Here is a 19,152-nt window from a genome sequence, read left to right as displayed (position 1 = left end):
CGGTTCAGGACGACGTCTGCTCGTCCGCGGCAGTGAAGACCAGGGTCGCGTTGGTGCCCCAAAACCCGGCGGCGTTGGTGAGCACGGCGGCCGGACGCGCCTCGCGTGGTAGGGGACCGATCAGGTCGAGATTCGCGGCCGGATCCCGGGGCTGTGAGTTCACGCTGGGGGGCAGGTGCCCCTCGCGCATGGCGAGGATCCCCACGGCGGCGCCCAACGCGGCTGCCGCCCCCATGCAATGGCCGGTCATCGGCTTGGTGGAGGAGCACGGTACCCCTTGGGGGAACACCCTCTGAATGGCACGCGCCTCTTCCCGATCATTCATCCGCGTTCCCGTGCCGTGGAGATGGACGTACCCGACGTGCTCAGGCCGGAGCCCGGCCATTTGCAGCGACGCCCGCATGTTGGATTCCGTACAGCCCGCCACGTCGTTGATGCCGGTGCGCTGAATCCGGTCCGCACCCAAAGCCCAACCCGCGAGGCGCGCCAGGGGCGGAACACCCCTCCCTCGAGCACTGGCCAGAGTCTCCAAAACCAGGAACCCTGCCCCTTCGCCCAGCACGGTTCCGTTTCGATCCGCGGCAAACGGCCGGCAGGCCCGGAGGGGATCGGGATCCGAGCCGAGAACACCGGCGGCTTCCATTTGAAACAGGACCGAAGGATCCAGCGGGGCCTCGCCACCCCCGACCACAACCGCATCCACAAGTCCCAAGAGCAGTTGCTGGGCGCCAAGCGCAATGGCGTGGGCCGAGGAGGCGCACGTGGCGGAGACGGTCCAGGAGGGTCCCCGGGCATCCAGGGCCTGGGCGATCGCCCCGCTGAGCCCGGCAATGGTTGTGTTTGGGGCGAGGCTGGGAGGAATTCGGCGCCGGTCCGGGAGATGCGTCGCGGCGGCACATTTTCCGACCGGCCCTCGTGAGGTGCCCGCGATGACCGCAAGGCGATCGGGGCGCAGACCGGATCCCGCCATCGCCGCCATGGCCCAGGCGTCATCGGCGGCCGCGAGCGACATCTGCACAGACCGGTCCATCGTGCGGACCCGGCGAAATCCAGCGCCGGAGAGCGCCACCGGTGGCGCCGGGCAGATTGCGATGGTCGCCGATCCCAGAACCTGTGAGACCGCCCGGGACACCCCCCGGAGGAGCGTCTCAAAAAAATCGCCGGGATGCCGTCCGGCCGCGCTGAAGACGCCCAAGCCGGTCACGACGATGGGTCGCTCGGCCAGCAGGTGTTGAATCGGACTTGGTGGGTGCTCCAACACGGGCAAGCGGGGATCCTGATCCGAATGACTTCAGGGTGTCCAGACCCCCTTGTTCAACGGATCGTATTGGCTTGGAAATCGTTCCAAGTGGGGCAGGAGTTCCCGGATCCATTGTTCGGCGGCCGGCCGGAACGCCTCGTCAGTTTCCGGATTTCCAGGAAGGGCCACGGGTGGTGCGATGTGAGTGACGAAGCGCCACGGGTCTTCTTGCAGGGTGAGGGCCGGAATCAACAAAGCCCCGGTGGCCTGAGCCAGCCGGAAGGCCCCCAGGGCCACGGTCAGCGTCCCCTGGCGCGTCGCCAGTCTCAGGGATCTGGGACTTCCGAGGTCGCAGGCCACCATCAAGCACTTCCCGGACTTGAGGAAGGCGACCGCCTGTCGCAGGTCGTCGGTGTGAAACGTGTGCGGGATTCCCCCGAGGTGGGTCACGCGGTCCTGGTCCTCGTCCCGCAACCGGATCAGCCCATTGCGGCTGGGATTGGTGATCAGGGTGGCCGCCGGAATTCCGTGGGCCCTCAGCAGGTACCGCATCAGGGACAGCGTGTTGAGATGCAGGGTCGCGAAGACCACCGGGGTGCCACCGTCGCGCGCCTTCAGGATCGGTTCCAGGCCTTCAATTCGCATGCGATCCCGCCATCGGTGGGATCGCAGCCGGTCCGGCCAGAACGTGGCCATTCGGAAGTAAAGATTTCCCACCAGACGCCGCCACTGCCACGGCCGTTCGGGGCATCCGGGTCGCAGCAGAGGGGCGATCCTGGCGGCATTGGTCCGGGGAATCCGCAGCGCCAGGATGAACGCTGCGGCGGCCACGAACGGCCAGAGGAGTCCCCGAAGGGGCGCCGGGGGCAGCAAGCGCTCCAGCCCCCGAAGCCCCCGGTACGCAATCAAGGTGGGCAGGGAGCACTTCGAAGCCGGGTTCGATGGGGTCACCGATGGGACGCGACTCATGAGCCCCCGCGTTTGCCAATGGCCATCAGATGATTCCGGGTACGGAAGTAGAGAACCCCATCCAGCAGCGCGGGGGTCGCCAGGCAGGTCTCTCCCAGCAGGTTTCTCGAAAGGACTGAAAACTCCGGGCGGACTGCCACAACAATCACGTCCCCGGTCTCCGAGGTGAAGTACAGGTTCCGGCCGTCGGAGACCGGAGACGCGGTGTAGCCCGGACCGGACAACAGGCGTTCGCTGTACTGAATCTCCCCGGTGCGGAGGTTGAAGCAGGTCAGCACTCCGGTGTCCGCACAGCCCCAAAGCCAATCGCCGACTGCGATTGGCGTCTGCATGTAGTTCCCCTGGCGTGGATGCACCCACGCAATCGCAGCATTGGTCTGGCCGGGCTCGGCCGGGGTGATGTCTCCGGAGGCCTCCGGACGGATGGCACGCATGGGGCGGAGAGCGCCGTGGGCGCTCGTGAAGATCATGAGGTCCCCCGCGAGAATGGGGGTGGGAACCGGAATGTCTCCGCCGCCATTCAGGTGCCACAGACGTCTTCCGGTCTGGAGGTCGTATCCCGCGGTCTCCCGCCAGCCGTTGACGGCCACCTGGGTTCGTCCGCCCGCCTCGATCACCGTGGGGGTGCTCCAGGTGGGCACATCCTGCCGGGGTGTCCGCCACAGCTCGCGTCCGGTGGCGATCTCATAGGCAGCCAGGAAGGCGTTGGTCTGCACATCGCACTGCACCAGCACCCGGTCTCCGTGGATGATCGGGGAACTGGCGAATCCCCACTGGGCACCCGGGTCGCGGAAGTAGCCGGCATCCATTGGCCCCAGATCCCTCTGCCAGATCCGTGAACCGTCCCGTCCCAGACAATTCAGGCCTTCCGAGCCCGCCAGGACCACGATGTGGGTGCCGTCCGTCGCCGGCGTGGAGTTGGCCGGACTTGCCTTCGGATGGCGACGCGACCGGGGCACTCCCTCGTGCAGTTGCGTGTCCCAGACGATGCGCCCGTCGTCGCGGTCAAGGGCGACGACGCGCCATTGATGCGGATCCCGCTCGTTGAGGGAGCCGATGTCACCGTAAAGGCCGACCTTCAGTGCCGCGGCAGATTCCGTCACCGCGGTCAGCACATAGATGCGGTTGTCCCAGATGACGGGTGAGGCGTGGGACAGCCCCGGAATCGGAGTTTTCCACAAGACGCCTTCGCCCTCGGGAACGTTCCAATGGACCAGTGCCGGGCGGGTGGAATCCACTCCCGAGGCTCCTGGACCCCGGAACTGGGGCCACTGCTCAGCGGTCAGTGCCGGTCCCAGCAGCGCGGACAACAGCCAGGCGGCAAGCTGGTGGAACGGTGGGGAACTCTGATGGACGAACCGATTCATGGCTCGAGGGGCAGGGCTACCTGTTGGGGGTGCATCAAGTAGGCGAGGAGGTTCCGCGCTTCTTCAGGTGGCAGGGATTCCAGCATGCCCTCCGGCATCATGGACTGGTCGGAGACCTCCATGGACAGGATCTCGGCGCGCTCCAGCACAACGGGTTCCGACGGTCCATGGAGGGTGATGGTCCGTTCCGTGGGCTGACGAAGGAGGCCGTTCAGGACGCGACCGTCGCGGAGGGTGACCACGGTCATTCGGTAATCCGCGGGAACCACGGCACTGGGGTCCACGAGATTCTCCAACAGGTAATCGAGCTGCGCCCTTCCGGAGCCGGTCAGGTCGGGCCCCACCTCCGAGCCTTCTCCGTACAGTCGGTGGCATGGGGCGCAGAGCTGGCGGAAGGTGCTCCGTCCGCGGGAAAGGTCGGCCGTGGCAAGATGCTCCGATCCGAAGGTGGTTCGCATCCGCTCGATGACCGTTCGACGGTCGGCATCTGAAACCCGCACGGTGCCCCAGATCTCCCCAAGCCGTTGCGTGATCGCGGGGTCCAGCAGGCTCTGGATTTGTCGGGCGAGAAATGGCGTGAGGTCCGCAGGTGGGACCTGTTCGGCGGCCACGGCATCCAGCAACGTCACCGCACCCGAGGGACGCGAGGCCAGGGCGGCGAGAAACGCCGATCGTTCCGCGGCGGAAGACCACCGGTAGCGCTCGATGGCGAGCCGGGCCGCGCCCGCATCGCCCTGTCCGATGAGCGCCACCACGGCAGGCGTGCGCAGGACCGCGTCGTTGGTGGCCCGCCGCAGCAGGGCATCCAGTCCTGGCGGGCGGTTCTCGATCAACGATTGCAGTGCGGCGATCCGCGCGGGGGACGCCTCGCCGTCCTGAAAGGCCAGTTCCCGCAAATCGTCCAGCGCGCGTCCGTCTCCGAACAACAGGCTGAGGTCACGCAACCGGTCATGATGGGCGGAATCGTCCAGCGCCGCGGCCTGCGCCGCGAATGCCGTCCACGACGCCGGAGGCGTCGCCCGGCGCCATCCGCGCAGTGACTGGGCCAGTCCCGAGGTGATGTCGGCGGCAGACCCCGCCGGTGCCCGTGCGCCCCGGTCCAGCAGCGCGGCGAGCGCTTCCGGCCGGCGCTCGATCTCTTCGCCTAGCCAGCGGGCCACGTTCCTGCGGATTCGTGGATACCGGCTGCCCATGGCCAGGTCCACCGCCAGGTCCGGGCGTGCCGCCACCAGGTCCTCGATCCCGTACCAGATCAGGAAGTCGAGGTTGTGATCGCCAAGGTTGCGTGGGTCCCGCACCAGGGCGTCGGCCAGCCGGGACCGGTCGTCCAACGGGAGATTGCGAAGCGACGAAGCCAGATAGATCCGGACGATGGATGAGGCGTCCTCCTCGGAAACCAGCCGGACGAAGGCCTCCGTCGACTGCCGCTGAATCGCCGCCGGGGCGGGGGAGGCACCGCGTGGCCACACCTCATCGGCGAGCAGCCGCACCGCCCAGCTCCGGACGTATTCGTCCGGGTCCCGAGTGCTTCCACCGAGCCGCTCCAGCAGCCATTCCGGACTCGTGCCGCCCACGGTGTGCAGTGCCCAAAGCACGCGCAGCCGCGCCGGCGCTGTCTTCTGGACGCCGAAGCGCTCGCGGAGCTCCGCGGAGAGACGTGGCGACGTTGTGGTCCAATTCCTGTCGGCCAGCACCCGGCGCGCCTGGCGGGCCAGCCATTCGTTGGAATCGGTGAGCAGCGCGACCAGTGTACCTTCGTCGAGCCGCGTGAGGTCCGCATGCACCGGCCGTTCCGGCTTCCCATGGGTCACCTTGTAGATCCGGCCGGAGTTGCGATGGATGCCGTCCTGATCGTGACATTCCCCCGTGTCGGACCAGTCCGAGATGAAGACGCCACCGTCGGGGCCGTACAGCAGATCAATGCCCCGAAACCACGGATCGCCCACGCGCAGGACGTCCGGCTCATGGCGTCCCACATATCCCGGACCCAGCCGCTCGAGCCGCTCCTCGTTCACCCGCCGCCCGTGGAGGTTGATCGTGAAGAGGCGGTCTCGATATCGGGTGGGCCAGTTTGCACCCAGGTAAATCATCAGGCCCGAGTGGGCGTGGCCGCCCCCAAGGGCGTCGCTGCCGGTGGCAAAGGCGCTCCCGTCCCGGGCCGCACGCGACTCCGTCCAGCCGGCCCCGGTGTCGAAATGAAAGTGGTCGGCATGCTGGGGAATCAGGTCGTAGCTGTGGGGATCCGGATCGTCGCCGTACATCCGTTCGAAGTGGGCTCCAGGGATCGCATGCCAGAGGTGCCCGATGACGGTATTGATGAAAAAGGGTTCCCCGACGTCGTTCCAGTCCAGACCCCAGGGGTTCGTCGTGCCCTGGGCGACCGCCTCGATCACCCGGCGTCCGGGATGGTACCGCCAGATACCGCCGGCCATGAGGACACGGTCCGCTTCGGGGGTCCCGGGCACCCCGGCTCGCGCCGTGCTGGAGATGCCCACCCGGCCCCAGAGCCAGCCGTCGGGGCCCCACTTGAGGCCGTTGGCAAACGTGTGCCGGCTGCCGTTCGTGGTGTGGAACCCGTCGAGCACCACTTCCGGTTCCCCGTCGGGCACGTCGTCACCATTCCGGTCCGGGATGAACAGGAGGTGTGGTGGTGCCATGACGAACACCCCACCCAGGCCGGGTTCTGCGCTGGTGACGATTTTCCCGGAGTCCCAGAAAACCGTCCGATGATCGAACCGGCCGTCGTGATTGGTATCGGAAAGAATCAGGATCCGGTCGCTGAGGTTGGTGGCGAATCCCACCCGCGCGTCGGCGTAGGTGTAGTTCTCGACCACCCAGAGCCGCCCCCGCGGATCCGTCGTCATCGCGATGGGCTGGCGGACGTCAGGTTCGGAGGCGAACACGGTCACCTCGAAACCCTCGGGCATCCGAAACGTCGCAGCCGCGGCCTCAGCCGCGATCGGAACATGGCCTGGCGGGTCCGTGTCGTAAGGCGCTGGAAACGACGCCGCCATGCCCGGGGCGACCAGCAGCCACGCAACCCATGCTCGCAGGTGGGACATGCCTGGCTTCTTAACGGCACCATCCCAAAAATGCGAGCAACCCTTGCTCTCGGATGGGGACTTCTCCCTTCTGAGCGATGGCACCGGCGGCGGGCCTGTTGTGTGACGGTTCTGGCGCACCCTTTGCGTGACCGGGGATCGGAGTGGCGGAGAGCCCACCTGCTGACGGCTCGTGAGCCGCCCGCGCTTCCCAATGGAAAGCAAATCCTCCACCTGGCGGCAGTTGGGGGCCCGCGGCCGCGCGCGGCTCCGCGATGATGGGTCGGCGAATTGCGGGCTGGATTGAGCCCCCCGTCCTGCCCTCACCCTTGCCCATGCGCTACCGCCGTTTCGGTCGGACCCGCCTGCAGATGCCCGTGTTCTCCTGCGGGGGGATGCGGTATCAGCAGTCCTGGTCGGATGTCTCCTGGGACCAGGTGGATCCGGTGGGACAGGCCAACCTGGAGGCGACGATCCATCGCGCGGTTGAGCTGGGCATCCATCACATCGAGACCGCGCGCGGCTACGGGTCGTCGGAGATGCAGCTCGGTCCGGTGCTCCGTCAGTTCCCACGCGACCGGTTGCTTGTGCAGACGAAGGTCATGCCCAAGCCGACCGCGGCCGAATTCCTGGCCACCTTCAACGAGTCCATGGGTCACCTCGGGCTGGACCACGTGGACCTCCTGTCCATCCACGGGATCAATCACCGGGGACACCTGGATGAGACGCTGCGCCGGGGCGGCTGCCTTGAGGTGTGCCGGCAGTTGCAGCGGGACGGACGTGTGAGGTTCGTGGGCTTCAGCACGCACGCCACACCGGACGTCATCTCTGCGGCGATTCGCAGCGACGAGTTCGACTACGTGAACCTCCACTGGTACTTCGTGAACGACCTGAACCGTCCCTGCGTGGCCGAGGCGGCGCAGCGCGACATGGGACTGTTCATCATCAGTCCCAACGACAAGGGGGGAAAGCTGTACCTCGAGCTTCCGAAGTTGCGGGCGCTGACCGCACCGCTCACGCCGATGCAGTTCAACGACCTCTACTGCCTCGCACGGCCGGAGGTGCACACCCTGTCGCTTGGCGCGGCGAAGCCGTCGGATTTCGACGAGCATCTCGCAATTTTGCCGCATTACGAGCGGGCCGCGGAGGTGGCGGTCCCGATTGAGCAGCGGCTGCGGGAGGAGTTGGAACGGGTGCATGGGGCCGACTGGTGCCGCCGGTGGTGGTCGGGCATCCCCGAGTTCTCGGAGGTTCCCGGCGGGGTCAACCTGGTGGAGATCCTGAGGATCTACACCTTCGCCACGGCCTTGGAGCTGACGGAATGGGCAAAGTTCCGCTACAACATGCTGGGCAATGCCGACCACTGGTTTCCCGGGGAGCATGTGGCACGGATGGACTGGGACCGTCTGCCCGAGGCCATCGCCCGCAGCCCGTTTGCAGATCGCATTCCGGAGATCCTTCGGGACGCGCATGCGCGGTTCCACGATGCGCCGGTGAAGCGGCTGAGCCAGTCATGAAGGAATGGCAGGTTTGAACCCCGATGCCCCTTCCATGGAGGACTTCCATCTGCCGGTGTGCGGTGAAGTGGAGCCGTGGTGGTTTCTCGCGTCGGGTGCCTGGGGACCGGCATGGAACATGGCCTGGGACGAAGCCCTGCTGGAAGCGGTCGGCCGGCTGGGGCATCCGGTGCTCCGGACGTACGGCTGGGCGGAGCCGTGCGCGACCTTTGGGTACTTCCAGCCTCACGCCGAGGTGGCGGCGCGGGTTCCATTGCGGCCCCTGATCCGGCGACCCACCGGCGGGGGAATTGTGCCGCACGACGGGGACTGGACGTACAGCGTCGCGGTGCCGCCGGGTCATCCCTGGCACGAACTCCCTGCCGTGGACAGTTACCGCCGGGTCCACCAATGGATCCAGGCGGCCTTTGCTTCCCTGGGTGTTCAGACCGTCCTGTCACCGTGCTGCGATCGGCGTGGACCGGGAGAGTGCTTCGTGGGTTCGGAGCGGCACGACCTCATGCTCGGCGGGCGGAAGATCGCGGGTGCTGCCCAGCGTCGAAACCGCCTGGGACTGCTCCTGCAGGGCAGCGTCCAACCGCCGCCGCCCGGGCTGGAGCGCGAGGCCTGGGAAATCTCAATGAAGACCGTGGCGACGGAGACTTCGGGGATCCGCTGGAACCTGCTGGTTCCGGACACCGTGTTGACCGGGCGGGTTCGGCAGTTGGCGCAAGGGAAATATGCCTCCGACGCCCACAACCTCAGGCGTTGAGGGGCAGTTCCCGATTCACGGTTCCCGAACGGAGGGCGGTGTGGCGAGATCGGGCAGCGAAAGTTCAGCGGGGGTGCGCTCGAGAACCGCGCGCAACGGCAGGGATTGGACGGTGTCGCCGCCTGTGGCGAGAAAGAACCATCCATCCTTCATTCCGGCATTGATGGTCTCCTTTGCCTCCCATTCGGCCCCGGACGCGGTGAACCGGGCGCGTGTCAGGGCCACCCAGTCTCCTTGGACGGACTGCACCCAGCCGTTGCCATAGCGTGCCCGACGCACTTCGTTGGCGCTGGAGCCGTCGCGACGGAAGTCCTCCACGAACGAGTAGTATCCCGAGAGCGGTTTGCCTCCCGTGCGGGTGCGGAAGGTCGCCAGCTTTTGCCAGCTGAGGGCTGGCGCGCGGGCGATCCACGCGGTGTAAACCGTCTTGTCGCCCTGAACCTCGGCGTGGAGCAGGAACCGGTTGGTGTCCCCGGGCGACCATGAGTATGGCGCCATGCACTGCCCGCCGGTGCCCTCACCGCCGAACCGCCGAATCCGGACTCCGTCGCCTTCGTACAGAACCTCAACGCGATCTTCCGATGCGACCGCCCGGGGATCGTCCCCGGCGGTGGGGTCCCAGACGGAGAAGATCACCACGGTGTCGCCGGGTCCGCTCAATTGCTGCAGGCCGAAGTATCCGGTGTTCCAGCCGCAAGCCATGAAGAAACTCCCGTTGACCGACTCCTCGATGACCATTTCGGTATGGAACAGCCGGCCCTCGGGCGCCGGATACCCCAGATGGACCGAACGCGCCGCACGGACTTCAGCAGCAGCGATGGCAACGGGAATGGTGGCAAGGGCGGCGAGGACAATGAACGCGTTCACCACCCGGAATCTGAGTGCCAACGATGGGCAAGGAAAGCCGGCGGTGGCCGGATCCGCCGGGGGCCAGCCGGCGCTTGACGGTTGCAGCAGTTGTGGTTGCATGGCCGGCAAATGAAGCAATTGCTCGTGGCTGCCCTGCTGGCAGCGGTGGTGGGAGCCTCCAGCGGGTGTTATTCCACTGAGACAGGCCGCACCAAGTTTGGCATGCCGTTCGCAAAGGACAGCATCATCAGCCGGTACAGCCGGCCCGTGCCCGTCGTCTTTGCCGCCGCCAAGGAGGTGCTGGCGTTTAATGGCACGCTCACGAGCGAGAACCTCATAGACAACACCCTCACGGCGAGGGCCGACAGCAAGACCATCTACGTCAAGGTGACGGAACCCGAGGCGGGTATTGCCGAGATTGCGACCCAGGTCCGCGGATCCGCCGGTGGGCCCGACCTCGATCTGGCCGCGGAGATTGACAAGCAGATCGCCCTGAAACTGTCGCAGATGCGCTAAGCATTCGGGCCGGGGACCCTTCTCGGCCCGGTTTGGCGCTCCCGGGAACCGGCCCTCCTCCGTTGTCGGCGTGGGGGTCGGCCTGCCGTCAGCGGGGCTCAGTCGAAAAGCTTCCCCGGATTGAGAATCCCTGCGGGATCCAGAGCGCGGCGTAGTTCGCGGGTCACCCGCATCGCCGCGCCCCCCAGGAATCCCGGCAGGAACTCCTTCTTGGCCACACCGACCCCGTGCTCGCCGGTGATGGTGCCGCCGAGGCGGATGGCCTCGTCGAAGATTTCCCGGAACGCGACATGGACGCGCTCCATCTCCTCATGGTTGCGCTCGTCCGTGAGGAAGGTGGGATGGAGGTTGCCGTCACCCATGTGACCGAAAGTGCCCACCCGCAGCCGGTGCCTTGCAGCGACTTCACCGACAAAACGCACCATGTGTGCGAGGGCACTGCGCGGAACGGTGGCATCCTCAAGAATGGTGGTGGGCGCCACCCGCGCGAGGGCACTGAAGGCGCTGCGGCGGGCGCTGGCCAACTGGGTGGCCTCCGCCTCGTCGCGGGCGACGCGGACCTGCAGGGATCCGTTGCGCCGGGCGATTTCCGCCATCTGGGCGGCCTCATCCTCGACCTGCGCCGGATGCCCGTCGGTCTCCATAAGCAGCAGGGCCTCGCAGTCCAGCGGCAGGCCGATATGGGCGAAGTCCTCGACACACCGGATGGTCATTCGGTCGAGGAATTCCAGAGTGCAGGGGATGATGTGCGCCGCGATGATGTCGCTGACCGTTTGTGCGGCGGCGTCCATGGCCCCGAACGTCGCCACCAGGGTCTTCTTGGCGGCCGGACTGGGGATCAGGCGCAGCATCACCTCCGTGATCACCCCGAGGGTGCCCTCGCTGCCGATGAAGAGGTCCTTGATCGAGTAGCCGGCGACGTCCTTGACGCACTTGTTGCCGGTCTTGAGCACCTCGCCGTCCGGCAGCACGACCTCCAGACCCATGACATAGTTCCGGGTGATTCCGTATTTCAGTCCGCGCAGGCCCCCGGAGTTCTCGGACACATTGCCGCCGATGGTGGAGATCTTCATGGAGCCCGGGTCGGGCGGATAGAACAGGCCCACCCGCGCCGCGGCCTCGGCAACCGCCAGCGTGGTCACCCCGGGCTGGGTGGTCAGGGTGAGATTCGCGCGGTCCACCTCGAGGATTCGGTCCATCCGGACGGTGCAAAGCACGATGCAGCCGGGGACAGGCAGGCTGCCACCGCTCAACCCGGTGCCCGAACCGCGGGTCACCACGGGGGTGCGCGTGCGCTGGGCCAGGCGCAACACCGCCGAAACCTCGTCCGTCGTGTTGGTGAACACCACGCAGCCGGCCCGTTGATGCAGCACGGCGGTGCCGTCAAAGGCGTAGGGGATGAGATCCTCGGGAGCGGTGAGCACCCGGTCGTCACCCACAAGGGAACGCAACTCCGCAATCACCGTGTCGGCCAGTGGCATCGCACCGAGCGTGGCGACTCCGGTCCCCCGGGGTCAAGGTGGAGCGCGGTTGGGCGCAGGGTCCGCGCACGGTTCCCCAAACAGCGGGACAGGATCTGGGTGGTCCACCCACCCCGAAGGCCCACCGGCGCCCGATCCTGGTGGGCGGGCCTCCAGGCGAGCGGTCCGCGCGTGGAGGCCCCACACGCCTGTCTCTCGGTTGCGCGCCTCAGGACGGCGTCGCCGCATTCACGGCGGCGATGTAGGCGTGGCGGAGACGCTGCAGGAGTGGCGATGCAGGAAGTGGTTGGTTGTCCAACCGCCCCACGCCCACGATACCCAATGCACTCAGCGTGAGAAACACGCCGTCGGCGCGGGTCAGGCGACCCGGTTTGACCGCCTCTTCACGCGCGGAAATGCCGAGGGAGCCGGCCAGTTCGAGCACCCAGCGGCGCGTGAGTCCCGGCAACGCCCCGGACGACAGCGGTGGTGTCCCGAGGGTGTCCCCCTCGATCCAAAAGAGGTTGCCCGATGTCGCCTCGACCACATCACCGCGCGTGTTCAACAGCAGGGCTTCGTCGAAGCCCGCCCGCTCGGCCCCGGCGCGCGCCAGCACCTGGAGGAGTTTGTTGGCGGTCTTGAAGGGTGCCAGCGGATCCTGTTCCGGAATCCGGTACGGAGACGTGCTCAAGCGCCAGGTTCGTGGCGGGTCCACATCCAGCGGTTCCGCGGGATGATGCGTAAGCACCACTGTGGGCCGGGAGGCACCCCGGGGGGAATAGCCGCGAAGACCGACGCCCCGGGAGAGGGCGAGGCGGACGATGCCGTCCGGCACGCCCCTGCGCCGCACCAGTTCCACCGCCACGGCCGTCAGTTGCTCGTCGGGGTGGGGAATCTCAATGTCGAGGAACCGCGCACCGGCCTTGAGTCGTTGCAAGTGCCCGGACCAGCGGACCAGGCAGCCGCGATGAACCCGAACGGTTTCAAACAGTCCGTCCCCATAAAGAAACCCGCGATCCAGCACGGAAATGGTCGCCTCGGACGGGCGTCGCCAGGTCCCGTTGATCCAGACCTCGGCGTCAGAATCGGGTGGCGGATTCATGGGCGGCTCCCGGGGAGCGCAGCCGGACGGCCAGACGGCGCCCCGGCTGCCTCGAGCGCGGCCAGGAAGCCTCCGGCCTTGGCCAGGGTCTCTTCGTATTCGGCGACCGGATTCGAGTCCGCCACGATCCCGGCGCCGACGTGGAACCACGCCTGACGCTGGAAGACGAGGGCGGTCCGGATGGTGATGCTGAACTGGCTTTCGTGATTGAATCCCAGGTAGCCGTGGCAGCCGCAGTAGGGACCCCGCGCGACCGGTTCCAGCGCGTCAATGATCTCCATCGCCCGGACTTTTGGCGCTCCGGTGATGCTGCCCCCCGGGAAGCATGCGGCGAGGGCGTCGAGATGGGTCACGCCGGGCGCGAGTCGTCCCTCGACGGTGGAGACGAGGTGTTGCACCTGGGCGAACCGTTCCAGCCGGGCGAGATCCGGGACCCGGATGCTGCCGAACTCGCAAACGCGGCCGAGATCATTCCTCAGCAGGTCGGTGATCATCACGAGTTCGGCATTCTCTTTCTCGCTGCGCTGCAGCTCCCAAGAGAGCTGGGCATCGCGCACGGGGTCGGAATGCCGGGGGCGGGTGCCCTTGATCGGACGCGTGATGATGTGTCGTCCACTGATTCGCAGGAACAGCTCGGGGGAGGAGGAGGCGACTTGGAACCGGCCGCAGTCGAGAAATGCCGCAAATGGGGCGGGGGACCGTGCGGCGAGCCTCAGGAAGAACGCCCAGCCCGTGATCGGGCAGGAAACGCCAAGGCGATGGGCGAGGTTGACCTGGTAGATGTCGCCGGCACGGATGTACTGGAGTGCACGCTCCACAGCCTGAAGAAAGGCGGTTCGGGGCAGGGAGCTTGCGAGGGACATCGCGGCGGGGTGGATGCACGATGAACGGACAGGATCCGGATCGGTTGGTGGCGTTCGCAGCCGTTGACGCCAGAAGTCCAGCTGACGGCGGGCGGACCGTTCGCTGCGGTTGCCGGCGGCATCGAGTCCGGTGGCGACCACCCAGGTCCGACCCAGTTGATGGTCGAAGACCACCAGGCTGGGATGGAATCCGAGGTCGCAGTCGGGCAGTTCGAGATCGTTGACAGCCCGCCGGGTCACCCGTGGCTCCACAAACTGCTTCAGGTCGTAGCCCCAGTATCCGAAGCATCCCCCCAAGGGAAACGGCGCGTCGGGTACATCGGGCAGTTCGTAACGTTCCAGCAGCAGGGCCACGTGCTGCCATGGATTTCCGAATTGCGCCTCGCGGCGTCCCTGATCATCGCGGGTTTCGCAGGCGGTGCCCCACGAGCGGAATCGCAACATGGGGCGCGCCACCACGAAGGAGTAACGGGCTTCGGGAACGTCAAACGTCCCCGTCCGCAGCAGCATCAGGCCCCGTCCCGGGCGCTCCAGCGCGGCGAGCGACTCCGGGGTGTGTCCGGTCGGCACTTCCTCCATCAGGACGTGCATGGCGCGGGTCACGCTGGGCGGGAGACCGGTGGAGTCAACGGTTTTGCTGCGGTGGAGCCATCCCAATCATGCGGACCCTTCGGCCAGGCAGGCATCCAGGATGTCGAGCGCCTGATCCAGTTCCGCTTCGGTCAGCGTCAGGGCCGGGGTGAGGGTCAGGATGTTGCCCATGGTCACCTTGAAGTTCAGCCCGCGGCGCAGGGCGGCATACATCACCCGTTCGGCCTCATCGGTGGCGGGCCGCGGGGTGCGGGCATCTTGCCGGACCAGCTCGATGCCCATCAACAGGCCCTTGCCCCGGATGCCTCCGATCAGCGGATGCCGGGACTGGAGCTCCTGCATTCGCGTCAGGGCTCGTTCCCCAAGGCGTCGGGCGTTCTCGACCAGACCCTCGTCCTGCAGAACGTCCAGGGTCGCGAGGCCTGCGGCGCAGGCGACGGGGTTCTTCTCGTGGGTGTAATGCCCGAGGGCGGTGTGGGCGGCGACGTTGAGGGGCTCTCGTGCCAGCAACGCGGCCAGGGGGAGAATCCCGCCGCCCAGACCCTTGCCGAGCACGAGCATGTCGGGCACGACCCCGTAGTGTTCGCAGGCGAACATCCGGCCCGTGCGGCCCAGTCCGATGGGGATCTCGTCGAGGATCAACAGCGTCCCGTGGCGGTCGCAGGCGGCCCGGACGCGGCTCCAATAGTCGGGTGGCGGGATGAACGGCGTGCACCGCATGGTCTCACCGATGACCGCAGCGACGTCGCCCTCCTTTTCGAGCACGTACTCGATGTAGTCGGCGCAGGCCAGCGAGCAGGTGTTTCCGCACCGGAAGGGGCATCGCGCGGGCTCCGGTGGCGGCACATGCTCGCAGCCCGGCAGCAGCGGGCCGATGCCCTGGCGGAACACCGCCTCGCCGCCCACCGAAATGGCGTCGAGCGAAGCCCCATGGAACGAGTCCCACATGGAAACGAACTTGAACCGTCCCGTGGCCACCCGGGCGAGCTTGAGGGCCATGCCGATGGCGCTGGTGCCTCCGGGAGCGAACAGGACCCGGTTGAGATCGCCGGGGGCCAGTTCGGCCAGCCGGCGCGCCAATTCGATGGCAGGTTCGCAGGTGTAGCGACGGGTGCAGAAGCTGAGCCGGTCCAGTTGTTCCTTGATGGCCGCCACCACGCGCGGATGCCCAAACCCGACCTGATGGACGTTGTTGCCGTGGAAATCGAGGTACCGGCGTCCCTCGAGATCCTCAATCCAGGCGCCCGCGGCCCGCGCGAGGACGTTGAGGCAAGGCGTCGAGAGCGACTGATGAAGGAAATGCGACGCGTCGGCATCAAGGACCTTGCGCGTCTCAGGGCTGATCTGGGCACCGGCCCAGGCGGTCCGGTGGGGGGAGAGATTGACGTCGCCTTCGGAACGGAGGCGCGCCATCGGGTCGGGGTGGGTGGGGAGGTCCATGCAGTCCGCTTCGGCACGACTCAAACGCGAAACGCGTCCAAAGGCGAGCCAAGCCGACGTTCGATCCCCCGCGGTGCGGGGTCACAAGTGCGGGTTGAAGGGGCGCATGGCCTCGATTTGCGAGGCGTTGTGGAGGTCGCCCCCGGCGTTGCTGCTCACGAACACCGCGGGCGGCCGGCCCCGTCCCAGCGCCGTCTCGGCGGTCTGGACTGCAATGAGGTTGAGGATGAAGGCCCCGGTGATGGTGGAGGTCGGCCCCACGCGGGTTGGCAATCCGGGGATCTCCACCACGGCGTCGCCGTCCGCCCCCTCGTTGTGGATCACCAGGTCGGCGACCTCAGCGAGGTGGCTTCCTGAGGGGTGGCGCGACGGCCAGGCGCGCGATTGGACGAGATTGGTCAGGGCGATGACCCGGACCCCCAGGGCGCGGGCCTCCAGTGCCAGGTCCACCGGCACGGCGTTCCGGCCGCTGTTGGAGGCGACGATCAGGATGTCGCCGGCGGTGACTCCGTATCGCTGCAGCAGCGGGCCGGCGCGCCCGGACTCCCGCTCCAACGCGGTGGAACGGGTGGCGCTGCGGTGCAGCATGAGGTCCTCGTCGAGGATCGGGATCACCCGCACCAGCCCGCCCGCGCGGTAAAACAGCTCCTCCGCAAGGAGATGCGAATGGCCCGTGCCGAAAACCCGGAGGAACCGGCCCTGCTCAAACGCGTCGGCAATCCACAGGGCGGCCTGCGCGATGGCGGTGCGTTGGAGCGTGGCGATGCGCTCGAGCTGGATCCGGACCCCCTCGCAGTAGGCATCGAAGGCCGGCATGAGGGGTTGCGCCGTGGACCGGCGTTATTTGGGCGCCGCGTTGTTGCCGGCGGCTTGGGCCTCCTTCTGCAGCCGCTCCACGTCCTCCTTCTTGATCACCTCGATCTTGGCGCCCTTCTCCAGCTCGGCCTTGCTGGGCACCTTGATGATGTCGCTGGTGACGGCGGCGGGGGCGGCCACGGCCGTGGCGGTCGGGGCTGCCGGCGGTTTGATCTCCAGCAGCTCGATGTCGAAGGTGAGTGTCGCATTGGGCCCGATTTTCTGTCCGGACCCGGTGGTGCCGTAGGCGAGATCCGACGGGATGAACAGCTGCCACTTGGAACCGACGGGCATGAGTTGCAGGGCCTCGGTCCATCCCTTGATGACCTTGGTCACGCCGAAGGTGGCGGGCTGGCCGCGCGCGATGGAGCTGTCGAACTCCGTACCGTCGAGCAGGGTGCCCCGGTAGTGAGTCACCACCGTGTCGTTGGTGGTTGGCCTGGGGCCGTCCCCGGCGGTGAGCACCTTGTATTGCAGGCCGCTCGGCAGGGTGATCACCCCGTCGGCATCCCGATTCCTCTGCAGGAACGCCTCTCCGTCCGCCTTGTTTTTCTCACCCTCGAGTTTGCGCTTCTCCTCGGCTTTGGAGCGGAGTTCGCTGCTGTAGGCGCGGACGACGGATTCCGCCTCGGCGCCCGTGAGCAGGGGAGCGCCTCCGGTAAAGGTCTCGGAGAAGGCGCGCGCAACGATGGCCGGGTCGAACTCGTAGTTGCCCCGGGTGAGATTGCGTTGCATGTCATTGGCGATCATCACGCCAATCGCATAGCTGTTCTTTTCCTCGGCATTCTTGAACTTGGCGTCAATCGCCGCGGCATCCACCGGGGGCTGGGATGTGGTGACGATTTGCGGGGCCTGCGCCAGCACCGGACCGGCAAGGGCCGCGCCGAGCAGGACTGCGGTCAAATTGAATTTCATGGCAATGATCTGTGGGTTCGGGCGGTGGGCACACCGCCGACATGGAGACGGGTGGTTAGCAGTCGCACGGACAAAAGTCCAGAATTGGAATCGGGAGCCAGCGGCGGGCGGGGCCTCCCCGGGTTCGATTCACCGTGCCCGGCGCGTATTGAATGAATGCCCTCGCCGGGTTGGGGGCTGCGTCGCCTGCCGGGTTTCGGGGGCCCGAAGGGCCACCCATTCCGCCCATGCCGGGGCTGGTTTTCGTAACCAATCGGATTGCCTGCGGTCTTTGGGTTCAGGAAGGTCGTGCATCACGCATGGATGAACCGGGAATGCAGGTGGCGGAACTCGTCACACGCACCCGTGCCGGAGACGAGGAGGCGGTGCGCGCGCTGGTCGCCCACCTCACGCCGCTGGTCACCCGGATCGTTCGGGCGCACCTTCCGCGTCGCACCAGCGAAGAGGATCTCGTGCAGAGCGTTTTGATCAAGGTGTTCACCCGGTTGGACCAGTTTCGCGGACTGGTCCCGCTCGAACACTGGGTCGCGCGCATCAGTGTCAACACCTGCCGTCACGAGATCGCCCGCGAGTCCCACCGGCCGGAGCTCCGGTATGCGGACCTTTCCGAGGAGCAGTGCGCGGTGTTGGACAACCTGGCCGAGCAGGATGCCGAATTGCCGGCGGACCAGGGGCTTGCGTCCAGGGAACTCGTCTCGCAAATGCTCGAACTGCTCCGTCCGGAGGACCGCCTTGTGATTACACTGCTGCATCTGGAAGGTCGAACGGTCGAAGAGATTCAGGCCGTCACCGGGTGGAGCGGTCCGCTGGTCAAGGTTCGGGCCTTTCGCGCGCGTCGCAAAATGAAGCAGCATCTGGCACAGTTGATGAAGGAACACATTCCATGAACATCCGGTATTCCCCCCCCGATCCGCTCGACCGTTTGCTGCGTGCCGCCTCCCGGGTGCCGGCACCGGCGGTGGAGCCCGTGTCGTTTGTCGTGGAATCCAGGGTCCTGGCCGCCTGGCGCCGGTCGCGCGAGGAGCGTTGGGCTGTGCCGCTGGCGCTCTGGCTCCGCGGCGGCCTCGCGGGGGCGATCGCCGTGGCCCTGGTGGCGGTCGCCGTGAGCTGGTCGTCGGTTCGCCCTCCCGCCGGCGACGAGTATGCCGTGGCCAATGCCACCCTGTACGTGGCCGTCGCCCCATGAACCTGCCGACCCGGAAAACCGTCCTGATCTACCTGATCGCGACCTTCGTCGCGGGCGGCGTTGCCGGCGGCGCCATTGGGTATGGCATGGGTCGCCGCCCCGTCTTCCGCCCGTTTGACCGGGAGGAAATGCGCGTCAAGATCTGCCAGAGGTTCACCACCGAGCTGGGACTTTCGCCGGACCAGCAGCAGCAGATGGAGCCGCTTGTCCGGGAGGGGATGGATGCCTTCGAGCAGGCGCACCGGGAGCATCGGGAGCGTCTGCGGGAATTGACCGCACGCGGCCGCGAGCGGATGGAGACGATTCTCACCCCGGACCAGCGCGAGAAGTACCGGGCGATGGAGGAGGAGCGCGAGCGTCGGATGCCGGAGCGTTTTCGCGGCCCCAAGGAATCGGGATCCTCCCGTGGATCCGGCGCAAAGCCCTGAGCCCAGGGTCTTCGGTCGCGCATACGCACAACGGCAAGCCGGGCCGTTGGAAACTCCCCACA

General features: G+C 67.0%; 17 protein-coding genes. 6 read left to right on the top strand and 11 right to left on the bottom strand.

The features are described from left to right. Positions 1–4: 4 nt before the first annotated feature. From KF791_15350 to KF791_15335, 4 genes are read right to left on the bottom strand one after another with little or no spacing between them, the layout of a single operon-like run. A complete protein-coding gene (locus KF791_15350; protein ID MBX3733951.1) occupies positions 5–1,261 on the bottom strand; it encodes a beta-ketoacyl-[acyl-carrier-protein] synthase family protein in 1,257 nt (418 codons plus the stop codon). A 30-nt stretch (positions 1,262–1,291) separates the two neighbouring features. Next, complete coding sequence (locus tag KF791_15345) at positions 1,292–2,209, bottom strand: hypothetical protein (protein MBX3733950.1); 918 nt, start codon at positions 2,207–2,209, stop codon at positions 1,292–1,294. Beyond that, on the bottom strand, positions 2,206–3,576 hold the full coding sequence (locus KF791_15340) for a PQQ-binding-like beta-propeller repeat protein (GenBank protein ID MBX3733949.1): 1,371 nt from the start codon (positions 3,574–3,576) through the stop codon (positions 2,206–2,208). The genes KF791_15345 and KF791_15340 overlap by 4 nt, the downstream gene beginning before the upstream one ends. Continuing rightward, entirely contained in the window at positions 3,573–6,638 is a 3,066-nt protein-coding gene (locus tag KF791_15335; protein MBX3733948.1) for a dehydrogenase, read from the bottom strand. Before KF791_15335 ends, KF791_15340 begins: the two co-directional genes overlap by 4 nt. A 314-nt stretch (positions 6,639–6,952) precedes the next feature. Here KF791_15335 and KF791_15330 point away from each other — a divergent pair, with 314 nt between their 5' ends. Then, complete coding sequence (locus tag KF791_15330; protein MBX3733947.1) at positions 6,953–8,134, top strand: aldo/keto reductase; 1,182 nt, start codon at positions 6,953–6,955, stop codon at positions 8,132–8,134. Between the two features lie 4 nt (positions 8,135–8,138). Continuing rightward, positions 8,139–8,885 carry a hypothetical protein gene (locus KF791_15325; protein MBX3733946.1) on the top strand — a complete coding sequence of 249 codons (747 nt, stop codon included), beginning with the start codon at positions 8,139–8,141 and terminating at the stop codon, positions 8,883–8,885. A 15-nt stretch (positions 8,886–8,900) separates the two neighbouring features. Here KF791_15325 and KF791_15320 read toward each other — a convergent pair whose 3' ends face one another. After that, positions 8,901–9,752 (bottom strand): DUF3472 domain-containing protein, encoded by an 852-nt coding sequence (locus KF791_15320; GenBank protein ID MBX3733945.1) that lies wholly within the window; start codon positions 9,750–9,752, stop codon positions 8,901–8,903. A 111-nt stretch (positions 9,753–9,863) separates the two neighbouring features. Here KF791_15320 and KF791_15315 point away from each other — a divergent pair, with 111 nt between their 5' ends. Then, complete coding sequence (locus KF791_15315) at positions 9,864–10,250, top strand: hypothetical protein (GenBank protein ID MBX3733944.1); 387 nt, start codon at positions 9,864–9,866, stop codon at positions 10,248–10,250. A 98-nt stretch (positions 10,251–10,348) separates the two neighbouring features. Here KF791_15315 and KF791_15310 read toward each other — a convergent pair whose 3' ends face one another. From KF791_15310 to KF791_15285, 6 genes are all read right to left on the bottom strand, one after another. Further along, positions 10,349–11,731: an FAD-binding protein gene (locus KF791_15310; protein MBX3733943.1), complete on the bottom strand. Its 1,383-nt coding sequence runs from the start codon at positions 11,729–11,731 to the stop codon at positions 10,349–10,351. A gap of 208 nt (positions 11,732–11,939) precedes the next feature. After that, positions 11,940–12,812 carry an aminodeoxychorismate lyase gene (pabC, locus tag KF791_15305; protein MBX3733942.1) on the bottom strand — a complete coding sequence of 291 codons (873 nt, stop codon included), beginning with the start codon at positions 12,810–12,812 and terminating at the stop codon, positions 11,940–11,942. Continuing rightward, entirely contained in the window at positions 12,809–14,266 is a 1,458-nt protein-coding gene (locus KF791_15300) for an anthranilate synthase component I family protein (GenBank protein ID MBX3733941.1), read from the bottom strand. The genes pabC and KF791_15300 overlap by 4 nt, the downstream gene beginning before the upstream one ends. A gap of 66 nt (positions 14,267–14,332) precedes the next feature. Continuing rightward, entirely contained in the window at positions 14,333–15,679 is a 1,347-nt protein-coding gene (locus KF791_15295; GenBank protein MBX3733940.1) for an aspartate aminotransferase family protein, read from the bottom strand. Between the two features lie 108 nt (positions 15,680–15,787). Next, on the bottom strand, positions 15,788–16,522 hold the full coding sequence (locus KF791_15290; GenBank protein ID MBX3733939.1) for an SIS domain-containing protein: 735 nt from the start codon (positions 16,520–16,522) through the stop codon (positions 15,788–15,790). A gap of 24 nt (positions 16,523–16,546) precedes the next feature. After that, positions 16,547–17,476 (bottom strand): FKBP-type peptidyl-prolyl cis-trans isomerase, encoded by a 930-nt coding sequence (locus KF791_15285; GenBank protein MBX3733938.1) that lies wholly within the window; start codon positions 17,474–17,476, stop codon positions 16,547–16,549. Positions 17,477–17,775: 299 nt separating this feature from the next. On the opposite strand from KF791_15285, the gene KF791_15280 reads away from it, so the two are divergent. Genes KF791_15280 through KF791_15270 form a run of 3 tightly spaced genes read left to right on the top strand, consistent with a single transcriptional unit; the run spans position 17,776 to position 19,090 of the window. Beyond that, complete coding sequence (locus KF791_15280; protein MBX3733937.1) at positions 17,776–18,363, top strand: RNA polymerase sigma factor; 588 nt, start codon at positions 17,776–17,778, stop codon at positions 18,361–18,363. Further along, positions 18,360–18,662 carry a hypothetical protein gene (locus KF791_15275; GenBank protein ID MBX3733936.1) on the top strand — a complete coding sequence of 101 codons (303 nt, stop codon included), beginning with the start codon at positions 18,360–18,362 and terminating at the stop codon, positions 18,660–18,662. Before KF791_15280 ends, KF791_15275 begins: the two co-directional genes overlap by 4 nt. Further along, positions 18,659–19,090 (top strand): hypothetical protein, encoded by a 432-nt coding sequence (locus KF791_15270; protein ID MBX3733935.1) that lies wholly within the window; start codon positions 18,659–18,661, stop codon positions 19,088–19,090. Before KF791_15275 ends, KF791_15270 begins: the two co-directional genes overlap by 4 nt. Positions 19,091–19,152 lie beyond the last annotated feature (62 nt).

Source organism: Verrucomicrobiia bacterium (genome assembly GCA_019634635.1).
Classification (GTDB): Bacteria; Verrucomicrobiota; Verrucomicrobiia; order Limisphaerales; family UBA9464; genus UBA9464.
The sequence above is the reverse complement of the archived record's forward strand: the minus strand, read 5'-3'. Positions and strand labels throughout refer to the sequence as shown.